Origin of the sequence: Leptolyngbya iicbica LK (assembly GCF_004212215.1) — a bacterium.
Lineage (GTDB): Bacteria > Cyanobacteriota > Cyanobacteriia > Phormidesmidales > Phormidesmidaceae > Halomicronema > Halomicronema iicbica.
On sequence record NZ_QVFV01000002.1, the window covers coordinates 985,674 to 1,009,346 of the forward strand.

Sequence of the window (23,673 nt, forward strand, 5' to 3'; positions counted from 1 at the left end):
CGATCGCTGCACGGATCATGGACCGGAAAACAACCCCAACTGATCACTCCAGGCACCCGGTCCCTGCTGGAAGACCCGAAACCCTGAAGTCATAACGAAGGGACCGGGTGCCTCAGCATTGGGATGATCGGGATTTTCATCGTTAGGTAATGCCGTGTCAGCCATGACTCTTGTCCTGAAATTGTGCACATGCCAAATCCCATGCTCCTCAGCCCTGATTGCCCGACCGCTTAGCCCAACGACTCGCGGTATTCGGCGAGTAGCTTCGGCAGGTAATCGTAGCCGTCAACGCCAATTTGTTTGAGGAAAGCGGGACGATAGGCTTCTAGTGCCGCTTGAAATGCCTCCTGGCCGAGTTGACCATAGAGGATGCTCAGGGTGCCTGCGGGCTGGTGCCATTGTTCTGAGTTGATTTGCCAGAGCAGATACATGCTCAGCGCCGCGCAGAACACCGACATTTGAGTATTTTCAAGATTTTGGTAGGCGATCGCCAGATAGCTATAATTCACCCCCTGCAAAAAGACATCGCCGATCGCCTGCGCGATATGCAGCCCCTTTTCCAGTGCTCCCACCGCCTGGTCGTAGTGTCGCAGCATCACTTGGGCCACGCCGAGACTATTGGCACAGAGCGCTTCACTGGGGCGATCTTGCACTTGTTCGCTAAGCTGCAGCCCCTGCTCCAAATACGTCAGCACCGACTCGATTTGCTCCGGCTCGACGGCTTGTTCTTGAGCGCGAGAAATTTCGCTGTAACCAAAATTCGCCAGGGCATTGGCTTCGCCGCCGCGATCGCCCGCCTGCCGCGCCAGGATCAACGCTCGCTGACTGTGGGCGATCGCTTCAGCAAAATTCTGCTGCATCACGCAGGTGCGGCTGAGGTGGTTAAGATTCGCAATTTCGCAGCGCTGATCGCTGACTTCCCGCGCACTCTCTAGCGCCCGGTCGTGAAACTGTTGCGCCAGGTCATAGCGACCCAAGGCCCGTTGCGAATAGCCCAACAGCGTCAAAATGCGAGCTTTGGTGTCGGTATTGGGCACTTCCCGCAGGGGTTGGTCCAGATAGTCCAGCAGGGTGCGCAGCGGTTCCCCTGAGAGCGCGGTGAAGAGACCACCATAGAGGGGAAAGTAGTCTTGCTGAGCGAACTGTCGCAGCACTTGCAGCGCCATCTGAAAGCAGCCCTCGGCCAACAGCGGCTGTCGTAACTCGCTGAGTCGCCGCGAGAGCTGGCTCCACACCACAGCAAAGGTGAGGAACGTGGCAATGGACAAGCGCTTGCCTGCCTTGGGGTCGTAGGGTTGCTGGTCAAACCAGGTGACGAGGGAGAGTTGCAGCCGTTGAAGCGCGATCGCCATTTCCACCCAGGTTCGGACCTCGAGGGGAATGGGCAGCCCCTGATCCGTCACCGCCTGATTTTCTGCCAGGTCAGTCAAAATGCGCTGAATGCTGGTGGTTTCGACTTGCTTTGCCCAGTATGGCCAGGGACCTTGAGGGGTGTCGCTGCCGAAACCGATCGCCCGCTGACTCTGGTCATAAATCCAGCTAATGGTGTGCCCTTCGAGCTGTTGCCAGGTGTTGAGTCCCTGCAAGAGTCCGGTGGAGAGTTCTTGCAGCGTCGGTTCGGCAGTGGCTTCCGTCTCTAGCTGACGCAGCTGTTGGGCCAGGGTTTTGATTTCGTCGCGGGTGAGGTGATGGGGCTGATTGGGATCGATCGCTTGCAGTAGCGCATTGAGTCGGTCTTGGTCAGTGGTGCGGATTAAGGTGGCGATCGCCCCCGACAACACCGCTGTACTTTGATTTTCTTTTTGCCAGTGTGCAAACTCACTTTGCAAAGTCGTGAGGGCGCGCTGGCGGCGGGTGGCTTTTGCCTGCTTCATTTCGTCGGTTTCGCGCTCTAAAACCGCTTGCACAGCAGTTACTTCCGCCGTCAAGACTTGCTCAAAGACCTCACCCTCCCCCGGCTCAATGTCCGCTTGCAGCAGTTTTAAGACCTGCGCCTTAGAGCGAATCTGCCCTTTCATCGTCATCTTGACAATGCGTTCCAGCAATTCCCGAGCACGTGACTCTGGACTGGGGGAGGAATTGGAATCAGCCATTACGAAGCCTCACAGAAGAGCAGCAATCAAGTGCCAAATCACCAGCAGCGGCACCTGCCAATCATGTTCTGACAATTATCGGTATGGGGTTATTGTAATGACCTCTCCCGTCTGAGCACCGGTTACTCGGGAGGCGTTGGTTTAATTCATCCCCACAGAGGAGCAACCTCGCCGGGTTTAACATTCTCTAGGCGGCTTCAGAGCCCAGAACCGTTGGGTCAAGCTTGGGCATCGGAGTGGGAAACGCCTCCCAATAGCGCACGATCGCATACGCCAGGGTGGTGACGCCGATCGCGATCGCCGTCTCGTTAGCCTCAAATTTGGGGTGATGCAGGGGATGGTTGGGCGTGTTGGGGGTGCCAATGCCCAGGCGGAACATCGTGCCTGGCGCATGTTCTAGATAGACCGAAAAGTCTTCGGCCCCAAGGGAAGGTTCACTAATGATCTGCACATGGTCGTCACCACAGACGCCCCGAGCACACTGCTCCACCAGTTGCGTCAACGCCGGATCATTCATCACCGAGGGCACGCCAGGACGATAGCTGACTTCGTATTTGGCCCGAAAGGGCTGACACACGCCCGCGACGATATCGTCAATCCAGCCGGGCAACTCGCGGCGAGTATCAGGATGCAGCGATCGCACCGTGCCCGTGAGTCGCACATGATCGGCAATCACATTGGGCGCGCGTCCCCCTTGAATTTGACCAATGGTCAACACCACTGGCCGCAGGGGATTGTGGGTGCGGCTGATGGCCTGTTGCAGCGTCGTGATTACTTGAGCAGCAATCCAAATGGCGTCGATCGCTTCGTGGGGGCGGGCCCCATGCCCTGACTCGCCCACAATGTTGATTTCCAAGTCATCGGCTGCTGCCGTCAGGGCCCCGTAGCGAATGCCGATGTCGCCCCCCATCACTGAGGGATAGACGTGCACGCCAAAAATTGCCGACACCCCCGCCATGACGTCATCCCCTACCATCCACCGTGCCCCTTGGGCCGTTTCTTCTGCTGGTTGAAAGATGAAGCGCAGCGGCCCTGGCAGCGACACGCCCAGTTCCGTGAGCACCATCGCCACCCCTAGCCCGACCGTGGTGTGAATGTCGTGGCCGCAAGCGTGCATGACCCCCGGTTTTTGGGAGGCAAAGTCCACGGGGGTCTTTTCTAAAATGGGCAGGGCATCCATGTCGGTGCGCAGGGCTAAAAAATCGGCCCGTTCTCCAGTACCGGGCAGCTCGGCCATGACGCCGGTTTTGCCGATCAATTCTTGCGCTTTCAACCCGCAGGAAGACAACACCCCAGCCACATAAGCGGCCGTTTGATATTCTTGACCGCTCAGTTCAGGATGGCTGTGGAGGTGACGGCGGATTTCAATCAAACGGGGGGAAAGACGGTCGGCGATCGCGCGAATTCGGTCCAGCATGAAAAGCTCACAGTAGCGTACTCACATCTTAAAGTGACTAGCCGTGGTCAAGGCATTGGGGGCACAAATCCCAGCGATGCCAAGACGCCACGTAACTAAGGAGCAGGCGGGAAATGTCACAATAAAAACGTGACCGCGCCTAGAGGGACGATCACGTTTCCAGTGCTTGTGCAGCCAGGCGAACCTCGAAGCGACCAAAGGAGTTCTACTGACCAATTGTCACAACAGCGTTGCGCCGCTTACAGGTCGCCGCCCCGTGCTGCTAGCAGGAAGACAATTACCGGCCCAGCAATCACAATCATGGCTAGCATGGTGAGCTGTGCAATCAGCTCAAAGTTAATGCCACCGAACAAATTTGTAATGAACTCCATGGATCCTCCCAGACAACAAATTGGCCCTTGCATTGGCCTGACTGCGCTATTTTATCCGTTGTTGGGAACAGACATTTAACTAACTTTACAAAATTCTAAGGGAAGGAACCTTTGCACCGATGGCACATTGGCAATGCATTCAAGGCTGTGGCGCTTGTTGTCAGTTGAACCCCAGCGATCGCCCCGACCTCGCCGACTATCTCACGCCGGATGAACTGGCCCATTACCTCAGTCTCGTGGGGGAAGACGGCTGGTGCATCAATTACGACCACGAGCAGCGGCGCTGCAAGATTTATGAGACGCGCCCCGACTTTTGTCGCGTGCAGCCCGACACCTTTAGCCGCATGTTTGGCATCGACCCCGCCGAGCTGGATGAGTTTGCTATCGACTGCTGTGAGCAACAAATTGCCGGCGTCTACGGCAACCAAAGTGCCGAACTGGATCGCTTTATCGCCACCGTAGACCCCGACCCTGAGACGTGAATCACGGCCTCGAAGTGAAGAATACTGAGCAAATTCGTTCACGCGGCAAAAAAATTGCTCTAATACGAGTAGTTCTAGTTCACGACTTTTAAATAGTCGTTATTACAGTTTGAAATAGCGACCGTTACCTGGCCCACCACTATTATTTCTTCTCCATTTTCAATGACTTATTGCTTAGGCATTCACGTTCGGCGAGGGGTATTGCTCGCTGCCGATTCACGGACCAATGCCGGTGTCGATTACATTTCTTCCTATCGCAAACTGTTTGACTTTTCAGTGCCGGGCGATCGCGCTCTCATGCTTTGCACCTCGGGCAATCTGTCCATCACGCAGGCAGTCATGCACACGCTCGATCGCGACCTGATCACCAATTCTGAGGTGAATCTGCACGCCCTGCCGACGATGTATGACATTGCCCGCTACATCGGCACCTGCATCCGCAACCTGCAAGAAATCGATCGCCCCTGGTTGCAAAAAGACAAAATCGACTTTCAATGCAGCTTCCTCCTGGGGGGACAAATCAAAGGCGAAGCCCCCCAGCTTTACCTGATTTACAGCCAGGGCAACTGCATTCGCAGCACCCCGGAAACCCCGTTTCTGCAAATTGGCGAGACCAAATACGGCAAGCCGATTCTCGATCGCACCCTCACCTACGAGTCGAGCATCGAAGATGTCGCTAAATACGCCCTGCTCTCCATCGACTCTACGATGCGGTCAAATCTGTCCGTGGGGCCACCGATCAACATGATCATGTACCACACCGATAGCTTCCAGATTGGGCACAAGGCGCGCTTTTTTGCGGGCGATCCCTACCTGCTAAAGATGCGCAAACATTGGGAGGTCGCCCTGCGCGAGGCCGCCGCCAGTATGCCCGAGATTGAATGGAACTCCCCCGTGGTGCCGACGGGTCCCGAGCTGGGCGATATTTCTGAGCAGTAAATGCGATCGCGCTGGTTTAAGGGGCCGGGTCTCTCCTCAGAGACCCGGCCCCTTTGAGCATCTGCTGTTGCAAAGTGTGTCAAACATGCTTGTGTTGGCATTAAGCTTTGCTCGTCCGTATCTACTGTTACGGTACATAGATCAGGTAACCCAGTATGAGTGTTTCGACTGCCTTGGAGGGAATGCATGACCAGCTTGGAGACTTATGATCCTGGCGACTTTTACGATGAGCTGTTTGCGTCACCCGGTACGCCTCGTCCGGCTGCCGCCGAACTGGTCAGGCGCATCCAGTCGTTGCCGTTCGCCGAGTTGCAGCGGCGGCAAGAGGCTGCCCAAAAGATGCTCTTCAAGCTCGGCGTCACCTTCAACGTTTACAGCGACAACCAAGGCACCGAGCGCATTTTCCCCTTCGATGTAATTCCCCGGTTCGTGCCTTACAGCGAGTGGGAATGGCTGGAAAAAGGGCTCAAACAGCGGATTCACGCGCTGAATTGCTTTATCCACGACATCTATAACGATCAAAAGATCATCAACGATGGCGTGATCGCGCGAGAAGCGATCGAAACCGCGCCGGGCTTTCTGAAAGCGTGTATGGGATTGCAGCCCCCCGAGGGCATCTGGTGTCACATCACGGGCACCGACTTGGTGAAAGATCGCGATGGCAGTTGGTACGTCCTAGAAGACAATCTGCGCTGCCCGTCCGGCGTTTCCTACGTGTTGGAAAATCGCCGCATCATGAAAAGCTCGTTTCCCACCTTTTTTGATGCCCTCGATATTCAACCCGTGGATGATTACGCCAGTCAATTGCTGGAAGCCTTGCTCAACCTCGCGCCGTCAAATGTCTCCGATCCCTGTGTGGTGTTGCTGACCCCCGGCATCTACAACTCCGCCTATTTTGAGCATTCCTTTCTCGCCCAGCAAATGGGCATCGAGCTGGTGGAAGGTCGCGATTTAGTCGTGGCCGATGGCTATTTGCAAATGCGCACCACTAAAGGACTCCGCCGGGTGGATGTGATTTATCGACGCATTGACGACGATTTTCTTGATCCGCAAGCGTTTCGCCCCGATTCGATGTTGGGGGTGTCGGGCTTGATGGAGGTCTATCGGCAAGGGCGGGTGGCGATCGCCAACGCCCCCGGCACCGGCGTGGCGGACGACAAGATGATTTACGCCTACGTGCCGCAAATGATTCGCTATTACCTGGATGAAGACCAAATTTTGCACAACGTGCCGACCTACCTGTGCGAAGACCCCAAACAGCGCGAACATGTGCTCACCCATTTAGATGAACTGGTGGTGAAGGCGACGAATGCGTCCGGCGGCTACGGCATGTTGATGGGGCCTCACGCTACGGATGAAGAACGGGCCGCGTTTGCTGAAAAAATCAAAGCCGATCCCCGCAATTACATCGCTCAGCCGACTCTGAGCCTGTCTCGCGTGCCGACGCTGATTGATGGTCAGTTTGAGGGCTGCCACGTCGATCTACGACCGTTCATTTTGTATGGCAAAGATATCTATGTGAATCCGGGCGGGCTGACGCGGGTGGCCTTGCGGCGGGGCTCGCTGGTGGTGAATTCGTCCCAAGGGGGCGGCAGCAAAGATACCTGGGTGGTCAAGGAGGGCACATGCTAAGCCGAGTTGCAGATTCTATTTACTGGCTCAATCGTTATGTCGAGCGGGCGGAAAACGTCGCTCGCTTCGTTGAGGTCAATCTCAACCTGCTGCTGGATACGTCGGTTGCGGGCGTGTCTCAGCAGTGGCAGCCACTGGTCACGACGACGGGCGATCGCGACCTCTTTGAAGAACGCTATGGCGACGCCAGTGCCGAAAACGTCTTGAAGTTTTTGACCTTTGACAGCACCTATCCCAACTCGATCTTGTCTTGTGTGCAGTCCGCCCGTGAGAATGCCCGCGCAGTGCGCGAAATCATTTCTTCCGAAATGTGGGAACAGGTCAACGCTTTCTATTTGTGGATGAAGGAAGCGGCGGAGACCGATTACTCGCTGGAGCAGCTTTACAGCTTTTATCCCGAAGTGAAGATGTCGAGTCATCTCTTTGCTGGGGTGATGGAGGCGACTATGGCCCATAACGAAGGGTGGAATTTTGGCCGATTGGGACGGCTGCTGGAACGGGCCGACAAGACGGCGCGGATTTTGGATGTGAAGTATTACATCCTGCTGCCCTCGGTAAAACATGTGGGCACCCCGCTGGATGAGTTGCAATGGATTGCCCTGCTGAAATCGGCCAGTGCTTATGAGATGTATCGCAAGCGGCAGCGGCGAGTATCCCCTGAGGGCATTACCAAGTTTTTGACGCTCAATGCGGAGTTTCCTCGCTCGATTCTCTTTTGTCTGTTGCAGGCGGAGCGATCACTGCACCAAATCACGGGCACAACGATGGGCAGTTGGTGCAACAGCAGCGAGCGCACCCTGGGCCGACTCCGGTCAGAACTGGAGTACATGACGTTAGAAGAGGTGTTTGACATCGGGCTACACGAGTTTCTTGATAAGCTGCAAACGCGGCTCAATACCGTGGGTGAGCATATCTACGAAGATTTCATGGCGGTGCCGCTGGCCTCTTAGTTGAGCATTTTTGTGCGCTATCACATTTCTCACACGACTCACTATCTCTATCCCGAGCCGGTCAAGCTGGGGGCTCATACTGTGAGGTTGCGGCCCCGCAGTGATGGTAGTCAACACTTGCAGCAGTTTGCGATCGCCCTTTCTCCTGAACCCAGCAAGCGATCAGAACTGCTCGATATCGCCGGCAATACTTGCTTGCGCCTGTGGTTTGACAGCGAGGAAATTAAAGAATTGCGCATCTACACCCAAGCGGAGGTGGAGACGGTGCGCGATAACCCCTTTGACTATCTCAGTGAACCGTGGGCCATCAACGCTCCGTTTGACTATCCGCAGGCGATCGCCGCCCACCTAACCCCCTACTTACGCCCTGCGCTATCCGCCACCTTCAGTCCAGGGGTGGTGGACCTAGCCCAGTTGCTGCTGCATGAGGTGCGGGGCAATGTGGGATTGTTTCTGTCGCGGCTGACTCAGACCATTTACGAAGAGTTTCAATACTTCCATCGACCAGAGGGCGAGCCGCTGCCGGGTGGCATTACCCTGCAACAAAAGTCCGGTTCCTGTCGCGACTTTGCCGTGTTGTTTATGGAAGCTTGTCAGGCCGTGGGCCTGGCGGCCCGATTTGTCAGCGGCTACCAAGAAGGCGACGAAGAACAGCAAAGTCGAGAACTCCACGCTTGGCCTGAGATTTACATTCCCGGTGGGGGGTGGCGGGGCTTTGATCCGACCCACGGTTTGGCGGTGAGCGATCGCCACATCGCCCTCGCCGCTGCGGCCCATCCCCAAAATGCGGCTCCCGTCGCGGGCATCCTGCAACCCGGCTATTTTGGGCAATCAACCCTCAAATATCAGATTCAGATGCAACGATCGTTCCGCTGAGGTGCCCCAGCGGCTGGACTGATCAATATGCCCCCATGAGAGTCGGAGCCTACGACTGGCCCAACTCCAGAATCGCGTGATTATCGATCGGTTGATAATTTCCAGCCTCATCGATCGCACCAAACGCTTGCAACAGCGGCTGCATCTCAGCCGGAAAGTGGGGGTAATCGAAGCGGCTGTCACCATTGGAGATATCCGCCCAAAAGTCTTGTAAATCAGGCGCATAAAACTTCGCCTTTTCCGGCGGCAAATTAAACGGCGGACTCATGAGAAAGCGCATCATGAACTGTTGGGAGCGATCGCGCATCCACTGCCGCGACGTGATCTGCAAATCGGGCCAGTCAGGGACTGCCTGCACGCGCTGACTCTCAACCGCCAACTGCCACTGTCCCAAGGGTTGCGGCGTCAGAGTCAACAGCCGATAGGGATGCGGATAGCTGACCAACGACCCCGTCGTCACTTCCCACAAGTTCCCCTCTTGCGCAATATCCTGCACGTGCAGATGCCCGGTCAATAGGAGATTGACGTTGCCCTGCCGTAAACGTCGGATGAGCTCGTCACGATTTTGGGTAATGTAGCGCCGTCCCATGGGATGCCGCGATTGGCCGGGCAAATGCTCCAGCACATTGTGATGAATGGTGACCATTACCCAGTCACCCCGCAACCGTTCTAACGTGGCCGACAGCCAATCTAGTTGTTCGGCATCGACAAACCCAGAAAACAGTTGCTGCCCAGTCTCATCAAAGGCGATCGAATTCAGACCGATGAGATGCATTCCCGGCAGCAACTCTTGGTGGTAATAAGGGCGATCGCGGACGTAACCCAAATCGCCATAAATCTGGGGAAAGTCTGTTAAGCCAATCCTGTGCTCATCGCCATCACGGGTAATGATGTCGTGATTGCCCGGCACCACAAAAGCTGGAAAGGGCAGCTGTTTGAGACGATGGACGAGCCATTCATGGTTTTCGCGCTCACCATGCTGGGTCAAATCTCCCGGCAGCAGCAAAAAGTCGAGGGGCTGAGTTTCGAGCGATCGCAAAATCTGCTCCATCGCCGGAATGCTAACTTCCACCAAATGGAAGCGATGGGGCGTGTGCACAATGGTGTGGGGTAACGCGATGTGCGGGTCGCTGATGATGGCAAAACGCAAAGAACGAACCATGATGTTGATATCTTGGCAGAACGCAAAAACTGGCTACAGCCTAGCCCAAAGCCAGCTGCAAACACCTCAACGCCAGGTGATTGTCGGTAAGTCACTGACCTGATTAGACGCTAATTTCCCATGTGCAAAATTTTTGTGTACGGCACCCTCAAACCCGACGAATCGGCCTATGACAAATACTGCGCGCCCTACGTGACGCAGACCGAGGCAGCTTTCATGCAAGGCCAGCTATTCCACTTGCCACAGGGCTATCCGGCGATGACGGCGGGCGATCGCTGGGTCACTGGAGCGTTGCTCACTTTTCACGACGAGTCAGCGATCACTCACATCGACCAGTTCGAAGACTACGATCCCTACCGCCCTGCGGAGAACAATCTTTATCAACGGCTTCTATGCCCAGTTTTTTCCCATACTCAAGAGCCACTAGGCACCGCCTGGGCTTATCTGATGTCGCCACACAAAGTGCAAGCCTTTGGCGGCATCCCTGTAGCAACAGGACTTTGGTCACGCAAACGATTTCCCTCCATCTGAGCCAGGCACATGACACCGGGTATCTCTAAAGAAATAAACCCCATGCGCAAATAAGTCGCCAGATCTGATCGGTTTGAACATTGGCTAATTCCTGAACTCATGTAAGGTGGGTAGGATGCGTTATTTCTAGCCGTATGGTGGATGCACTTTCCTGCTTTAGTTTCTTCGGCAGTTTTTTGGGGGCACTCCCCTTGTCAATCAGTTGGCCTTCGTTTATGGCCGAAGTCAACGAAGCGGAAATTGAACCGTTGGTGTTAGCAGGCGTTCTGCTGAGCCTCATCACTGTTTATCTAGCCGCCAAGGTTGGTGGCGAACTCTGCGCCCGGGTCAACCTACCGCCAGTGTTGGGCGAATTGCTGGGGGGCGTCGTTGTTGGCGTTTCGGCGTTGCATCTCATCGTCTTTCCCGAAGGAGCAGGCGAATCCGGCTCAGTGCTGATGCAGTTGGTGCAAAGCACTAGTGACCTAGAGCCAGAAGGCATCCTGTCCGTCTTTCGTGGCGAGAGCGAGGTTGTCTCGGTGCTCGCTGAACTGGGCGTCATCATTCTGCTGTTTGAGATTGGTCTCGAGTCAGACTTAAAAGAGTTGATTCGGGTGGGGCCACAAGCGGCGGTGGTCGCTGTCATCGGGGTCGTCGTTCCCTTCGCGTTGGGCACCACCGGACTCATTGCGCTATTCAACATTGCCACCGTGCCAGCCGTCTTTGCGGGAGCCGCCCTCACTGCCACCAGTATCGGTATTACCGCTAAAGTACTGGCCGAGATTCAAAAACTCAGCTCTAAAGAAGGTCAAATTATCATCGGTGCCGCCGTTCTGGACGACGTGCTCGGCATCATTGTGCTGGCGGTTGTGGCTAGCCTGGCGAAAACTGGCGAAATCGAAATCACCAACGTCGCTATTTTGATTGTTAGCGCTGCGGTGTTCTTGGTTGGCGCGATCTTTGTTGGTCGGCTGCTCAGCCCTCTATTTGTCGGGTTGGTAGACAAGATGGAAACTCGGGGTGAGCTCATTATTAGTTCCCTGATTTTCGCCTTTGTATTGTCCTACATTGCCGCCACCATCCAGTTAGAAGCGATTCTCGGCGCTTTTGCGGCAGGGTTAATTTTGGCCGAAACACCGAAGCATAAGCAATTAGAGGAGCAAATTGTTCCCATTGCGGATATGCTCGTGCCCGTCTTTTTTGTCACCGTCGGGGCTCGTACCGACGTAAGTGTGCTGAATCCCCTCGATCCGGCTAATCGCGAAGGTCTCATCATCGCGTCGTTCTTAGTCATCGTCGCAATCATCGGTAAGGTCGTGACTGGCTTTGCCGTCTTTGGTCAACCGGGCATTAATCGACTCGCGATCGGCGTGGGTATGGTGCCCCGAGGCGAGGTAGGTTTGGTTTTCGCTGGTGTCGGCTCTGCCAGTGGTGCGCTCTCGGAGTCGTTAGAGGCAGCCATCATCGTGATGGTGATTTTGACCACCTTTGTGGCACCGCCCCTATTGCGCATTGTCTTCAAAGATTCCGATAGTGTGCCGCCGGATGAAGAGGTCCAGGTAGCGACCAGCTCCTCGTCGGAGGAACAGCCGTCAGCCTCCTAAATATAATCGGGTAATCGTCCCACCCCATGCCTCGCATTTCTTCGAAGAGGGTGCATTCCTTTGTTAGGGAGCCCTAGTGATTGCAAGCTAGTACTCAACGGCACAAATAAGCATAGCCATTATGCGGTTAAGGGCTTGCCCGTATAGTTCCATTTGAAAGGCTTGGCCATGGTGTGGTTTGAAAGGCTTGGCCATGGTGCGGTTGAAGTAATCGATGAAGTCGAGAATCTTAGCCTTGAGATGAGCTTGACTGGTAAAACTGGAGCGTCGCAGCAGCTTCCGCATGAGAATGGAGAACCAGATTTCGATTTGATTGAGCCAGGAACAATGCTTCGGCGTGAAATGGACAACCAAACGGTGCTCTGGATTGGTCAAGAAAGCGTTGCGAGTGGCCATCGACTGAAGAATACCGAATTTGCCCTTTTCCCCTAATTGAATGGGCGCGGGTTCCAGGGCGGCGGTCAGCCGCACCAAAGCTTCTGATTGATGGGTATTGAGGCAGTCCATCACCAGATGAATTTTGGGGGCCTCGGCCACTGGGGCGAGCAGGGCTTGGAGATGGGCCTCTAAATCTTTCTCCGTGCGGGTGTCGCCGACGGTCGCCTGGTCAATGCGCCCGGTAGCGACATTCAAGGTGGCAATCAAGGTTTGGGTGCCATGGCGACAGTATTCAAACTCGACTCGCACACAGCGCCCCGGTTTCATCTCAATATCCGGCATCACGCGCTCTAAGGCCTGAATACCCGTCATTTCATCAAGACTATAGGTCACCTCTCCACGTCCAGAGCGCTCGGCGGCCTGTTCGTAGACCTGGCAGATGTCTTCAACTTTCCTGGCAAAGTCTGGGTCCGGGGGGGATGAAGCCAGTAACGACTCTGGTGCGGTTTCAGTTCTGCTTCGGCGAGCAAGCGACCCACATGGCGACCGCTGATACTCTCCACAATGCCTTGTTTGACCAGTTCATCGGCTAACTCTCGGGGTGTCCAATGACTCAGAGGACGTCCATATTGCTCGGGCGGTGCACAAGCTAACGCATACAACTGGGTGATCTGCTCCAAAGTAAACGTCGCGGGGGCACCCGCACGAGGGGCATCAGCCAACCGCTCTGCCACGGGCAGTTCAGATGCCTGTAGCGCCTGCCACCGTCGCCGCCAACAGCGACTCATTTGCTCCCCAATGGCCAACTCCCGCGCAATCTGACCTTGGCTTTCCCCTTCACTGGCACGGAGAATAATTTTGCCGCGCAACGCCAGTTGCTGGGGCGTACTCGGTCGCTTCACCAACTGCTCGAGTTCATGGCGTTCGGTTTCGCTCACAATGAGGGCGGGCAGGGCGCGACCAGGCATCAGACTCAGGCCTCTAAAACTGACTCCTTAAGGGTATCTGCATTTCCGCCATGCGGTACTAGGGCTCCCTATCGTTTGGGTAAGCAACTCAATTCTGCATTCCTCATCAAACCAAAATCGTTTGAATATTCGTCGACTCTCGCCCAGTCTGGTATAGCGATTTGCCTCAGATGGGAGAACAATCACATCGATTAGACAGCCATAATTCACTGTCTCGATTTGCTATGAATTATTTATTTAACACGCCATCCAGCTTTCAAAGAAGTCTGAGCAATTTGTAGAAATAAGTTCCAGTTAGCCTGACTAATCAGCAAGCAATTTAGCCACTAGCGAGGCTTATATTGAATTAAGATAACGGTCACTTAAGCAAGTCCACTGTCTTCGTATTTATACTTGCTTGTTCAATATTTTCACGGAAGTCATCAGGCCCCAACATATGTGAAATTTATACGAAGAAAATGGCTGCGCTCAGGTCTTCATGACTGCTGAATTATACGGAAACCGCTTTGATTTCCTTCAGTAAAATGTCATGATTGCAACGCAGTATTTTCTGGACTCTGATGGTGCATATCTACCAACCAAAGGTGATGTCAGGGTCAGAAAAGACAATAGCCCGTAAATATCTACCCGTGAATGTCTGCAGGATATCTAGAATCGTTCAGCGTGACTTAATCAGTGAATGACTTTCTAGAAAAGGACTCAGTAGTCGAAGTTCGGGACAAATCATTTGACCTCAGTATTATCTCAAATCTAGGCTTTACAGCTGCCTTAGTTTGAGGACATTGCTGACTCTTCTAGCTACGCTCTAGGAGAGTCAGCATGATTTGTTGATCGTTTAGTCAAGAGGCTATGCGAATTCTTCAGCGTGGGCTTTTGTCGCGCAAGCATTTTGCTGGCTATTGCTTCACAGCCGTCTTCGATTACTTTTTACTCGTCTTTTCTGCCCTGGTTTCACCGGTTCATCATCTGAAAACACCTTCAGGGAAAAACCATGAAACTAATCAGCTTAAATGACAACACGGTCAAATTTGGGCCAAGTACCTCAGAGGCAACTTTAAAGAACCTCGGTGCCGCTAGCATCACGTTTGGCAACACCACGATTTATATCGGCACTTTTCAAGAATCGAGTAACAATCAAGACCCTATTGTGACCAGTTTCACCAATGGCAGTCGTGATTGGACTCAGTATTACGACACTTCTGGCATTGACGGTCGGGGCGTGGGCTTGCTGTGGAACGGAATATCGCAAAATTTGTATGGGGTATTCACGGCTGATGGCGGCTCCCAGGGAGCCAATACGTTTGGCCAAGTGACCCAGGGGGGGTGGCTCTCGGGATATGGCTCTGGTGGGGGGGCAAAGGTGAGTGTATTGCTCAAGCTCAACCCCGCGACGGGGGCATCAGAGGCAGGTACGTTTATCCGCGCCCAACTTGCCAACGGTAATACCAACACCTTGATGCCTGTCGATCTAGATTTTGTTGGTAATCAAGTCGTCTTTTTCGGTGATTCTTTCTTCACCCCCCTGGATGTCAATCGCCAGCGGTTCAACAATCAAAATCCAGCTTTCAACAGTCCATTTGACTATCGGGTGGTGTTGAGCCCTGATCTGTCGCGAGCGACCAGCGCTGAAGCCATTGGTTGGAATGGTGTCACTGCGTTTGGCGCGTCTGGGGGGCAGGGAGCAAATCGTTATGGTGGCGGTCTCTTTCTGGCTTTGAGCCTGTCTGCACAAATTGGTGTCGCCGGATTTGGCCACCCAGTTAGCACCTTTGGCACCGTAATAAATGGCATTAACATCGAGCACATTTTTGATGAGGGGTATTATTTAGCTACGAATCCTGATGTTGCCACAGCCGTCAAAGCGGGTCAGGTCGAGTCGGGCTATCAACATTTTCTCGTTGCCGGCTTGGCAGAAGGTCGCGGACCATTCCAGTTTTATGACGAAGCGTTTTACCTCGCCCAAAATGCCGATATTGCTTCGGCGGTATTATCTGGAGCCTTAACGAGTGGGTTACAGCATTTTCTCTCTTTCGGCCATGAAGAAGAGCGCGATCCTTCTGCAGCGTTTGATAGCAGTGACTATTTGCTGAGCAATCCAGATATCAAGAGCGCCGTTGATAATGGCGCGATCGCTAGCGCATTTGAACACTTCGCGAACTTTGGTTTAACCGAAGGCCGCTTTTCAGATGTCCTGCTATTTGACGAGAACTACTATCTGGCAAATAACGCTGATGTGGCACAAGTTGTGAATGCTGGCCTGGTCAACTCCGGGTGGGAACATTTCCTCACTTTTGGCCAAACCGAGAAACGTGACCCCAGTGCTAATTTCAGCCAAGAGACCTATTTGTCACTTCATCAAGATGTTGCTGGGGCGATCGCAAACGGAGGCATGCCGAGTGCGTTTTATCACTACGCAGCCTTTGGTATTGCCGAAGGTCGAGCGATATAACGCTGAGGTTGAACACAAATCATTGCCCGTGTGCACTGGTATTCCTGAATTCAGCAAAGTTTGAGGCCTGATTGAGGAACGCCCCTTCATGAAATCTTGAACAAAGTCTGGGGAATTGTGTAGAAAATACGGAGACACCGATACCGGCATCATTCAATATTTTCACGGAAGTCAGTAGTCCCCGGTATATGTGAAATTCTTACAAAGAAAACCACTGCGTTACATGATGATGCCTGGGAAATTATACGCAACCTGCTTTAATTTCCTTTAGGAGAATTTCATGATGACGTCACCGGATTTTCTGTGCTCTGATGGTGCATGTCTACCAGGAAAAGGTGATGTCAGAGTCGGAAAAGGCGAGACTGGCCCGCGAACGTTTACAGGATGTCTAGGATTGTTTGGCGCTGTTCTATGTACGCATAGTGACCGAGAGCCACCATTTTCTAGTGAAAGATGAGTTAGCGACCGTTCGGGTTCAATCAGTGGGTTTTAGTCTTCTTGATCATTTGAGCGGCCAAGCCTGATGAACGACTTGGCACCAAATAGCTTGATTTTGTGTCTTTGGCGACGATCGCTCAGTCTGACTCACTGAGTGGGTTCGACGTTGCTGAGCCACAATGAACTGACGAGTGGCGCTCCCCCGCTGCTGAACTCGTGCGTGCCTATCTTTGCGTCTCTTGCCAGTCTTTTCCGCTTTGGTTTCACTGATTCATCATCTGAAAACACCTTCAGGGAAAAACCATGAAATCAATCTTTGCGGCTGCGATCGCGGCGACCTTGGGCAGTTTAAGTGCTCTGCCAGCTGATGCTGCAGCATTTAGTAGTTTGAATAACGGGGTCGTCAAATTCACCCCGACTGTTTCAGAAAACGATTTAATCGCCCTCAACGCTGCCAGCATTTCGTTTGGCGATACTAGTATCTACATCGGCACTTTTCAAAAAGGTGCAAACAATCAAGATCCGATCGTCACTAGTTTTACCAATGGCACCCGTGACTGGATTCAGTATTACGACACTTCTGGAATTGATGGTCGCGGTGTCGGTCTGCTCTGGGATGAAGCGTCTCAAAATCTATACGGGGTATTTACTGCCGATGGTGGCTCTCAGGGAGATGAGACCTTTGGGCAGGCAACCCAAGACGGTTGGCTCTCGGGATATGGCTCTGGTGGCGGGGCAGCAGTGAGTGTATTACTCAAGCTCAACCCCACTACAGGGAGTTCGGAAGCAGGGACATTCATTCGGGCGTTACTGTCTGGAGGAGATACTAATACTTTGAGGCCCGCAGGCTTAGACTATGTTGACGATCAGGTGATCTTTTTCGGTGACTCTTTCTTCGCGCCGGTGGATGTCGACGGGCAACGATTTGATAATGCCGATCTCGCGCCGGGTTTTGACACGCCCTTTGAGTATCGGGTCGTCCTTCAGTCTGATCTATCCCAAGCTAACAGCGCAGAAGCGATCGGCTGGAATGGCGTGACTGAGTTTAGTCCACTAACGACCGCATCCGGTGGTGACACCGGTGGCTCTGATAGTGGCAACGATGGTGAAACCACAGGTGCTGGCGGCGGCGCTGGCACACCTGATAGTGGTGATGGCGCATCGACTGGCGACGAGACCACTCAGGAGGATGAGCCGGTCACAGGCGGTACTGGCGGCGAGATTGTTGACGACATCGAACCTGGTGAAGCCACCGAATCGGTGCCAGAACCGGGGGTTTTAGTCGGTTTGTTGGTGATTGTGGCAGTTGGCGTGTGGCAGCAGCGATCGCGCACCGTTGGCTCCGAGACCGCTTAAAGACCGGACCCAGTCAGGGATGCGGGCTGCTATATCTGCAATAGCAAGCAGCCCGCCCAATCTTCGGCAACCGTCACGGTGATATTGAGGCGCGAGCCCTGCGTCATGTCAACTTGGCGCCACAGGCTCGACAGTGCGGCAACAAGCGATAGGTCGAGGCATGGCAAGTAGGACATTCCCGCAACTGACCATACCCACAATGGGGACAATGGGTTTCAGCGTGATGGAGCTTTTTGGCACAGCGAATGCAACGGCCTTTTTGCACTCGCCCAGCAGCTTGCACCTTGGGGTTAAAAACAACTTTTTGAAAAAACTTGATCAGGCCAAAGCCCACCAGCGGAATGAGCAAGATGTAAAGATAGCTGACCAGGAATTGCAGGCCACCCAGCAACAGAATTGCCAGATCTGTCAGCACCGAAAAGAGCGCTCCGACCTGCAAAATTTGAAAGAGTTTCACAATCAGCGGCACGGTGAAAATCACCAACAGATGCCAACTCAGTAGGGCCACCAAGCCATAGTTGCGGCGCTGGGCAAGTTGATGCACCGCCCCAGCGATCGCCAGCAACGGCAACAGAAAAAGTCCCTGAAAGAAGATTTGGATCGTGGGGTGCCAAAACGTGGCTCGATCATATTGTTGTTCTAGTTGCGTAAATTCGGCCTCATCCATCAGCAGCGAGAGGATGGGCTGACTGTCAGCATCATTCACCACTTCCGCCTTGAGGGCCTCAATCTCGCTCCTCAAGGTGGCGATCTGAGCAGTGTTGCGATCGAGTTCCTGTTTCGCCTGCGACGCTTCGACTTCGTTAATAGACAACTCCTGAGGCTGTCCCGCTAACGATTCCAACAGAGTGGAGTCATATTGCTCACGAATCTGGCGATTGGCCGCTTCGAGGGTCGCGATTTCGCTCTCGCGCTGATTGATTGCGGTCAGTCGTTGCTGATTAGCCGCCGTATCTACTCGGTCATAATGCTCCGCATAGGTCGTACAACTTGCGGAAACTTGGCCTAAATGCTCCGCCGAGATGGTTCGGTAGCGTTCTTGGAGTGGCAGCTCAGTTTGCGATCGCATCAACGCCGATTGCAAAAACTCAAACGCCTTATCCTCGTTCGTTTGCTGACGATAAGCTACCCATTCGCTGTAGCAAGGATGCTCTTGTTGAGGGCTGATCGGCCAACTACCGACATCCTGCAGTCCCCAAAACACATTCGTCAAAATAAACAGGTCTATCAAAATGATGACGACCAGACTCACTTTATTAATCGGTTCGTTGTTGACCTGATTGCTTTTGCGAAAGAAACGGCGCAGGCTGCGCTTGAGTGGATTAGCCATTTTCCTACCTCGGCGGATCCCATCGCCTCCAATCCAGCTGGAGGCATTGCTTAGAGTATGGCGAGAGAATCGGAAATTACGGAGACTAGACTGACAGATTATGATGCGGCAACGTCAGCTCAGAGGCTTCCCCTCGAAATAAGTTACCCCCCATCCCTAACGGGTGGGGGGTAAGTAACCATATTGATTTTGCATATGCGCCTAGATTAACCGCATCAAAGTTCGATTGGGTTAACTTTCCGTAAACTCACGGGCAACAAATATAAAGAATAGAAAAACCCCGTTAAATCCCTCTCGTTTAGAGCCAAAAGTCGTTTTTCGAAGATTAGTGAAAGACTCTCAATGCCTGCAAAACAGACGTTTCAGCATGATTTTTGAGACCCATAACTACTCGGTTTTGGCCTCCATAGTTGTACTGAAGCGGCCTTCACCTTCCCCGCATCCAATACTCGTCCCAGGCTTGAGACTCGCAAAATTCACGCTCTGTTTACCCATTATGCTGACGATGGTGGATGCGGGTGGCCTGACAGGCTCGTGCGGCATCAATACAGTCTGAGATCGCCGCATCTGTTTTGATAGCTTGGGCGTCGAAGTGGGTGCGACTCACCTGGAAACCGCGATCGCGCAACTCCGCCATGAGTTCGTCCCGCTTGGGAATATCCATGCATCCCCGTCGCCCAATTTCCGGCAAGGTGAAGTAGTACGGCGGCAGGGTAGCCTCACTTCGCATAATCTCTAAAACAGTCGCTGCCTCTGACCAGTGCCAAGCATTTGCCAAAGCGATCATGCCGGTTAAGGAAGCGCCATCGTGTAAGTCACCGAGCCACATTGGTCCGCTAATCGTCAAGGGTTGAGGCGAGATATCTGGTGCGATCGCCCCATGGTCACAAACAGCGCGTCCCAATTGTCGCCAAGACAAGGTTTGATAATGCCCACACTGGTGGCAGTAACCGATAAAGCCATACTGCTGGGCAGGCCAAGGTACAGCGGTCATCAGGCGCAACATCACCCGATGCACGTGGCCGTTGTAATAGGCAAAGAGGGGACGAACAGCCAAGTTCCGAGCTGCCGCTTGTTGCATCGCACTACCAATCAGCAAGCGGGTTCCTTGCTCATGGCTGGCAGGATGCGGTCGGGCGTAGGCTCCATAAAGTTGGACGCTGCGGTCGGGGTTATGGCCCCCGGTTGTGCGGGTATCTGCACTGGTGATGTAAAGCAAACCACCGATTTTAGTGGCCCAAAGCCCAGTCGAGAGATACGGAGCCCCCCCGCCAAAGCTATCAATATCTACTAAGTCATAAAAGTCGCGCTGCTGGTAGCAGTCAAAAAACACTTCGTTGGCATCCCGGTGAGTAATCTGAAAGCGATCGCCAGGCAGACCTTTTGCCAAGTTGTGGTGCAGCAGGTCGCTTAACTCAGGATTGCCTTCATTTGCCCAGACAAAGTCTGCCGCTGCTTCGAGGGCATAGCGCAGCGATCGCACGCCACTGCCCGACATCGCATCCAGAACTCGCAATGTGCCTCGAGTTTGCCGATCAACCGCCGCTGCCAAAATGGCTAAATCACGACCGAGGCGACTTTGGGCACGATAAAACGCCGAACCGACCTGAAACTGGGCTTTACCTTCGGTGATGATGGGGTGAGACTGAGATGGCGTCATGAGCGGGCGGCAATGGCCTGAGCGATCGCCTCATTCAGCGATGCTTGTGTCAGGTCAGTAATAATGAAAACTTCCTGCGCCGACTTGCCCTTACGGGCAATTAACTTGTAGCCACCGCGGACAGGCACCGAAATCTTGAGCCGGAGCTTTGGCGCATTGCTCCGCACAGTCGATAGCCGACCCGGCGTGATGGTCTGAATCTCATCGGCCAACTCCAAAAGCTTTTCCAACACCGGAATCAAGCCTGGTACATGAGTCGAGTGATTCCAGACAAGTCGTCCTGGCGTTGGCTTGGGCACAATAGCTCCCGCATCAAGGTCATCAAGTGTTCGTAAATTTGCCCAGACTACCTTGGCCTAAGCTTTCTCCAAAGGTGCCATTGTGAGTCCTGCCCGGCTGAGCTGACTATGGTAGAGCTCCGCTTGCTCTAAGGGACCGACCCAAACAACAGCCTGACCTTCATTGTGAATTTTGTTCGCCAAATCCCAAGCCTGATCGCTATTCATGCCGGGAATATATTTGGTCAGGCACTCAACAACATGCTGAAAGGTGTTGAAGTCATCATTCAGCACAATAATTTTGTAGTTGGGATACGGCTGACGGACGACCTGACGAGTCTTTTCTGGAGCTACAGTCGGAGACGAAGCCGCGCCGATGATCACTGAAGTAGAGACTGTCATTGTAGTTTTGCTGTATCGAGCATCAAATCTTTAGCCTTAAGTGTATCGAATTCTTCCCGTGCCATTAAACGACCGCTCAAATTTGTGTGGCGAAATCTGAGACTGTTCGAATGCCGAGGAACCTTATGCAAAGTGTAACGACGCCATTGCATTCGCTCAATCCAGTATCGCCGACCGATCAATCGCTAATGTGATCGGCGGCAAGGTGATGAAATCGCCGATTAACCATGGGTCGGAGCACAATTGCCCCAACCCTTACCAACAACGACGCATGCTCTACTAGTGAGCCATACGAGACTTAAACAGTCGCCGCGGCGATCGCTTCCTGAGTCCGTTCTTCAATCACCCGGTCAATCAGGCCATATTCCATGGCTTCCTGTGCTGACATAAAGTAATCACGGTCAGTATCCCGCTCGATCTCTTCCAGGGTCTTGCCAGTATGCTTAGCCAGCATTTCATTCAGCGTGTGCTTAATCCGCACCACTTCTTTCGCTTCGATTTCAATGTCGGTGGCCTGACCCCGCGCGCCGCCCAATGGCTGGTGAATCATAATCCGAGCATGGGGCAAAGCCATTCGCTTACCGGGAGCCCCCGCCGCGAGCAGGAAAGCCCCCATCGAAGCCGCGAGGCCCACGCAAATCGTGATCACCTCTGACTTGATGTGCTGCATGGTGTCATAGATTGCCATGCCCGCCGTCACCGAGCCACCGGGTGAGTTGATGTAAAGGTAAATTGGCTTGCTGTTGTCATCCGAGTCGAGATAAAGCAAATAAGCCACGATCGCATTCGCGATATTGTCATTCACTTCCTCCGACAAGAAAATAATCCGCTCCCGAAACAGTCGCTCATAAATATTGATCCACTGTTCATAGGGACTTCCGGGCATACGGTAAGCCACGCTGGGGACACCAATAGGCATAATCAAATTCTCCTAAAACAGTTAACGCAGTGAGAAAAATGGCTCAAAAAATAGCCCAGGCAAAATCAAGCATCCCCGAGAACGCGATCGATAATGCCGTAGTCCTTCGCCGCTTGAGGCGTGAGATAAAACGTACGGTCCATATCTTTATTCAGTTTTTCAAGGGTTTGCCCAGTATTGCGTGACAAAATTTCCATCAATAACTGGCGCTTAGCAATCACCTCACTGGCATTAACCTGAATATCGGTTGCTTGCCCTTGAGTCGCCACCTTGGGTTGGGCCAATGTGATCATCGCGTGAGGCAAACTGACCCGCTTGCCCGGTGTCCCGGCGGATAGCAACACGGTCGCCACCCCAAAACATTGCCCCATGCAAATCGTCGTAATTTCCGACTTGATATGCTGCATGGTGTCGAGAATAGCGAGCGTCGCCGTCACCCCAGCCATGCCAGAAAACGCATCGGCCATGCCAGCCGTGACCGGGTCACCCATAGAATTGATGTACAGATTAATCGGCTTACTTTGATCCTCAGAGTCGAGGTATAGCAGCGCCGAAATCACTGAATTCGCCAGCCCCATAGAGATCGGCTGATTGAGAAAGATAATGCGCTCCTGACTCAGACGGGTATAGATATTAATCCATTGCCAGTTTTGGCTTCCCGGCACCTGATAAGGAACGCGCAAAATTCCATCGACAGACATAGCGCATCCTAAGCCATTGCAGGCATCTGTTTGGGCAAGTCTTTGGTACTTTCAAGTACCCGGTCAATCAAACCGTACTCTTTGGCTTGCTCAGGGGTGAGATAAAAGGTGCGATCAGTGTCATGGGCAATCTTCTCAGCTGATTGCCCGGTATTGCGAGCGAGAATATCGAGCATGGCAGCTTTGTTGTCCAGCACTTCTTTGGCACGAATCTGGATGTCGGTTGCTTGTCCTCGCCCCATCCCAATGCGCGGCTGGTTCAGCACAATGGTGGCGTGGGGCAGACTGGCCCGATAGCCTTTGGTGCCAGCCGAGAGAATCATGGCTGCAGTGCCCATCGCCTGACCGATACAAATCGTATGCACAGGCGGCTTGACGTAGCCAATCGTGTCGCAAATCGCGAAAGCTTCCGTATCTTGTCCGATCGCATCACCGGTATACCAAGACGTACCCGTGGAATTGATGTAGAAGTAAATCGGCTTGTCAGGGTCGTCAAATTGCAAAAACAATAGCTGCGCAATGATCAACTTGGTGACGTCAACGCCCAGTTGCCGCTTATACTCATCCGCAGAAACCAAGGGCAGCCCCAAGTAAATGATGCGCTCTTTGAGTAGCAAAGAGGGTAAATCTGGTGGCGGGGTTCGATAGTAGGCACCACCGCCGCCGCCATAGGGGGCTTGTACAGCACGAATTGTTGAGCTCATAAACGGAATGTAATAACTTAGGCTTCCCAGTTCTTAACATAGTAACGTGTGTGA

23 protein-coding genes are annotated in these 23,673 nt (G+C 53.4%); 9 read left to right on the forward strand and 14 right to left on the reverse strand.

The window, feature by feature from the left end; all coding sequences use genetic code 11:
* Nucleotides 1–15: 15 nt before the first annotated feature.
* The 4 genes from DYY88_RS24145 to psb30 all read right to left on the reverse strand — a co-directional run bounded on the left by DYY88_RS24145 (nucleotide 16) and on the right by psb30 (nucleotide 3,881).
* On the reverse strand, nucleotides 16–165 hold the full coding sequence (locus tag DYY88_RS24145) for a hypothetical protein (RefSeq protein ID WP_160299580.1): 150 nt from the start codon (nucleotides 163–165) through the stop codon (nucleotides 16–18).
* Between the two features lie 65 nt (nucleotides 166–230).
* On the reverse strand, nucleotides 231–2,093 hold the full coding sequence (locus DYY88_RS11295) for a tetratricopeptide repeat protein (RefSeq protein WP_044151304.1): 1,863 nt from the start codon (nucleotides 2,091–2,093) through the stop codon (nucleotides 231–233).
* Between the two features lie 187 nt (nucleotides 2,094–2,280).
* The gene (locus DYY88_RS11300) at nucleotides 2,281–3,510 is read right to left on the reverse strand and encodes a M20 family metallopeptidase (protein WP_044151303.1); all 1,230 of its coding nucleotides are present in this window, start codon (nucleotides 3,508–3,510) and stop codon (nucleotides 2,281–2,283) included.
* Nucleotides 3,511–3,749: 239 nt separating this feature from the next.
* Nucleotides 3,750–3,881: a photosystem II reaction center protein Ycf12/Psb30 gene (gene psb30 / locus DYY88_RS11305; RefSeq protein ID WP_039727949.1), complete on the reverse strand. Its 132-nt coding sequence runs from the start codon at nucleotides 3,879–3,881 to the stop codon at nucleotides 3,750–3,752.
* A 119-nt stretch (nucleotides 3,882–4,000) separates the two neighbouring features.
* On the opposite strand from psb30, the gene DYY88_RS11310 reads away from it, so the two are divergent.
* The 5 genes from DYY88_RS11310 (at nucleotide 4,001) to DYY88_RS11330 (ending at nucleotide 8,760) form a co-directional block, all read left to right on the forward strand.
* Complete coding sequence (locus DYY88_RS11310; RefSeq protein ID WP_039727947.1) at nucleotides 4,001–4,363, forward strand: YkgJ family cysteine cluster protein; 363 nt, start codon at nucleotides 4,001–4,003, stop codon at nucleotides 4,361–4,363.
* A 162-nt stretch (nucleotides 4,364–4,525) separates the two neighbouring features.
* Entirely contained in the window at nucleotides 4,526–5,302 is a 777-nt protein-coding gene (locus DYY88_RS11315) for a proteasome-type protease (protein ID WP_039727946.1), read from the forward strand.
* A 186-nt stretch (nucleotides 5,303–5,488) separates the two neighbouring features.
* Nucleotides 5,489–6,934: a circularly permuted type 2 ATP-grasp protein gene (locus tag DYY88_RS11320; protein ID WP_039727945.1), complete on the forward strand. Its 1,446-nt coding sequence runs from the start codon at nucleotides 5,489–5,491 to the stop codon at nucleotides 6,932–6,934.
* Nucleotides 6,928–7,884 (forward strand): alpha-E domain-containing protein, encoded by a 957-nt coding sequence (locus DYY88_RS11325; protein WP_039727944.1) that lies wholly within the window; start codon nucleotides 6,928–6,930, stop codon nucleotides 7,882–7,884. The genes DYY88_RS11320 and DYY88_RS11325 overlap by 7 nt, the downstream gene beginning before the upstream one ends.
* A gap of 12 nt (nucleotides 7,885–7,896) precedes the next feature.
* Nucleotides 7,897–8,760 (forward strand): transglutaminase family protein, encoded by an 864-nt coding sequence (locus tag DYY88_RS11330; protein WP_039730100.1) that lies wholly within the window; start codon nucleotides 7,897–7,899, stop codon nucleotides 8,758–8,760.
* Nucleotides 8,761–8,809: 49 nt separating this feature from the next.
* Here the strand turns inward: DYY88_RS11330 and DYY88_RS11335 are convergent, their stop codons facing one another.
* Nucleotides 8,810–9,922: a metallophosphoesterase family protein gene (locus DYY88_RS11335; RefSeq protein ID WP_039727943.1), complete on the reverse strand. Its 1,113-nt coding sequence runs from the start codon at nucleotides 9,920–9,922 to the stop codon at nucleotides 8,810–8,812.
* A gap of 120 nt (nucleotides 9,923–10,042) precedes the next feature.
* On the opposite strand from DYY88_RS11335, the gene DYY88_RS11340 reads away from it, so the two are divergent.
* Nucleotides 10,043–10,453 carry a gamma-glutamylcyclotransferase family protein gene (locus DYY88_RS11340; protein ID WP_039727942.1) on the forward strand — a complete coding sequence of 137 codons (411 nt, stop codon included), beginning with the start codon at nucleotides 10,043–10,045 and terminating at the stop codon, nucleotides 10,451–10,453.
* A gap of 215 nt (nucleotides 10,454–10,668) precedes the next feature.
* On the forward strand, nucleotides 10,669–12,036 hold the full coding sequence (locus DYY88_RS11345) for a cation:proton antiporter (RefSeq protein WP_039727941.1): 1,368 nt from the start codon (nucleotides 10,669–10,671) through the stop codon (nucleotides 12,034–12,036).
* A gap of 87 nt (nucleotides 12,037–12,123) precedes the next feature.
* Here DYY88_RS11345 and DYY88_RS11350 read toward each other — a convergent pair whose 3' ends face one another.
* Nucleotides 12,124–12,807, reverse strand: coding sequence for a transposase (locus DYY88_RS11350; protein WP_207223317.1), 684 nt, complete (start codon nucleotides 12,805–12,807; stop codon nucleotides 12,124–12,126).
* A complete protein-coding gene (locus DYY88_RS11355) occupies nucleotides 12,804–13,382 on the reverse strand; it encodes a helix-turn-helix domain-containing protein (RefSeq protein ID WP_039724809.1) in 579 nt (192 codons plus the stop codon). The genes DYY88_RS11350 and DYY88_RS11355 overlap by 4 nt, the downstream gene beginning before the upstream one ends.
* Before the next feature lie 991 nt (nucleotides 13,383–14,373).
* Here DYY88_RS11355 and DYY88_RS11360 point away from each other — a divergent pair.
* Together DYY88_RS11360 and DYY88_RS11365 are read left to right on the forward strand one after the other, a co-directional pair.
* Nucleotides 14,374–15,831 carry a hypothetical protein gene (locus DYY88_RS11360; RefSeq protein WP_052288513.1) on the forward strand — a complete coding sequence of 486 codons (1,458 nt, stop codon included), beginning with the start codon at nucleotides 14,374–14,376 and terminating at the stop codon, nucleotides 15,829–15,831.
* A 741-nt stretch (nucleotides 15,832–16,572) separates the two neighbouring features.
* On the forward strand, nucleotides 16,573–17,625 hold the full coding sequence (locus DYY88_RS11365) for a hypothetical protein (protein ID WP_052288512.1): 1,053 nt from the start codon (nucleotides 16,573–16,575) through the stop codon (nucleotides 17,623–17,625).
* Nucleotides 17,626–17,728: 103 nt separating this feature from the next.
* On the opposite strand, the gene DYY88_RS11370 is transcribed toward DYY88_RS11365, so the two are convergent.
* The 7 genes from DYY88_RS11370 to DYY88_RS11400 all read right to left on the reverse strand — a co-directional run bounded on the left by DYY88_RS11370 (nucleotide 17,729) and on the right by DYY88_RS11400 (nucleotide 23,619).
* Nucleotides 17,729–18,955, reverse strand: coding sequence for a membrane protein (locus DYY88_RS11370; RefSeq protein WP_039727938.1), 1,227 nt, complete (start codon nucleotides 18,953–18,955; stop codon nucleotides 17,729–17,731).
* A gap of 487 nt (nucleotides 18,956–19,442) precedes the next feature.
* Nucleotides 19,443–20,615, reverse strand: coding sequence for a class I SAM-dependent methyltransferase (locus DYY88_RS11375; RefSeq protein ID WP_044151302.1), 1,173 nt, complete (start codon nucleotides 20,613–20,615; stop codon nucleotides 19,443–19,445).
* Nucleotides 20,612–20,914, reverse strand: a complete 303-nt coding sequence (locus DYY88_RS11380; protein WP_039727936.1) for a DUF2103 domain-containing protein — start codon at nucleotides 20,912–20,914, stop codon at nucleotides 20,612–20,614. The genes DYY88_RS11375 and DYY88_RS11380 overlap by 4 nt, the downstream gene beginning before the upstream one ends.
* A gap of 57 nt (nucleotides 20,915–20,971) precedes the next feature.
* Nucleotides 20,972–21,295: an ATP-dependent Clp protease adapter ClpS gene (gene clpS, locus DYY88_RS11385; RefSeq protein WP_044151301.1), complete on the reverse strand. Its 324-nt coding sequence runs from the start codon at nucleotides 21,293–21,295 to the stop codon at nucleotides 20,972–20,974.
* A gap of 298 nt (nucleotides 21,296–21,593) precedes the next feature.
* A complete protein-coding gene (locus tag DYY88_RS11390) occupies nucleotides 21,594–22,214 on the reverse strand; it encodes an ATP-dependent Clp protease proteolytic subunit (RefSeq protein ID WP_039727934.1) in 621 nt (206 codons plus the stop codon).
* 65 nt (nucleotides 22,215–22,279) lie between these two features.
* The gene (locus DYY88_RS11395; RefSeq protein ID WP_039727932.1) at nucleotides 22,280–22,915 is read right to left on the reverse strand and encodes an ATP-dependent Clp protease proteolytic subunit; all 636 of its coding nucleotides are present in this window, start codon (nucleotides 22,913–22,915) and stop codon (nucleotides 22,280–22,282) included.
* Nucleotides 22,916–22,923: 8 nt separating this feature from the next.
* Entirely contained in the window at nucleotides 22,924–23,619 is a 696-nt protein-coding gene (locus DYY88_RS11400) for an ATP-dependent Clp protease proteolytic subunit (RefSeq protein WP_039727931.1), read from the reverse strand.
* Between the last annotated feature and the right edge of the window lie 54 nt (nucleotides 23,620–23,673).

Coding starts and splice junctions, on each gene's coding strand:
- DYY88_RS24145 (WP_160299580.1), bottom strand. CDS start 165: ATGGCTGACACGGCATTACCTAACGATGAAAATCCCGATCATCCCAAT.
- DYY88_RS11295 (WP_044151304.1), bottom strand. CDS start 2,093: ATGGCTGATTCCAATTCCTCCCCCAGTCCAGAGTCACGTGCTCGGGAA.
- DYY88_RS11300 (WP_044151303.1), bottom strand. CDS start 3,510: ATGCTGGACCGAATTCGCGCGATCGCCGACCGTCTTTCCCCCCGTTTG.
- psb30 (WP_039727949.1), bottom strand. CDS start 3,881: ATGGAGTTCATTACAAATTTGTTCGGTGGCATTAACTTTGAGCTGATT.
- DYY88_RS11310 (WP_039727947.1), top strand. CDS start 4,001: ATGGCACATTGGCAATGCATTCAAGGCTGTGGCGCTTGTTGTCAGTTG.
- DYY88_RS11315 (WP_039727946.1), top strand. CDS start 4,526: ATGACTTATTGCTTAGGCATTCACGTTCGGCGAGGGGTATTGCTCGCT.
- DYY88_RS11320 (WP_039727945.1), top strand. CDS start 5,489: ATGACCAGCTTGGAGACTTATGATCCTGGCGACTTTTACGATGAGCTG.
- DYY88_RS11325 (WP_039727944.1), top strand. CDS start 6,928: ATGCTAAGCCGAGTTGCAGATTCTATTTACTGGCTCAATCGTTATGTC.
- DYY88_RS11335 (WP_039727943.1), bottom strand. CDS start 9,922: ATGGTTCGTTCTTTGCGTTTTGCCATCATCAGCGACCCGCACATCGCG.
- DYY88_RS11340 (WP_039727942.1), top strand. CDS start 10,043: ATGTGCAAAATTTTTGTGTACGGCACCCTCAAACCCGACGAATCGGCC.
- DYY88_RS11345 (WP_039727941.1), top strand. CDS start 10,669: ATGGCCGAAGTCAACGAAGCGGAAATTGAACCGTTGGTGTTAGCAGGC.
- DYY88_RS11355 (WP_039724809.1), bottom strand. CDS start 13,382: ATGCCTGGTCGCGCCCTGCCCGCCCTCATTGTGAGCGAAACCGAACGC.
- DYY88_RS11360 (WP_052288513.1), top strand. CDS start 14,374: ATGAAACTAATCAGCTTAAATGACAACACGGTCAAATTTGGGCCAAGT.
- DYY88_RS11365 (WP_052288512.1), top strand. CDS start 16,573: ATGAAATCAATCTTTGCGGCTGCGATCGCGGCGACCTTGGGCAGTTTA.
- DYY88_RS11370 (WP_039727938.1), bottom strand. CDS start 18,955: ATGGCTAATCCACTCAAGCGCAGCCTGCGCCGTTTCTTTCGCAAAAGC.
- DYY88_RS11375 (WP_044151302.1), bottom strand. CDS start 20,615: ATGACGCCATCTCAGTCTCACCCCATCATCACCGAAGGTAAAGCCCAG.
- clpS (WP_044151301.1), bottom strand. CDS start 21,295: ATGACAGTCTCTACTTCAGTGATCATCGGCGCGGCTTCGTCTCCGACT.
- DYY88_RS11390 (WP_039727934.1), bottom strand. CDS start 22,214: ATGCCTATTGGTGTCCCCAGCGTGGCTTACCGTATGCCCGGAAGTCCC.
- DYY88_RS11395 (WP_039727932.1), bottom strand. CDS start 22,915: ATGTCTGTCGATGGAATTTTGCGCGTTCCTTATCAGGTGCCGGGAAGC.
- DYY88_RS11400 (WP_039727931.1), bottom strand. CDS start 23,619: ATGAGCTCAACAATTCGTGCTGTACAAGCCCCCTATGGCGGCGGCGGT.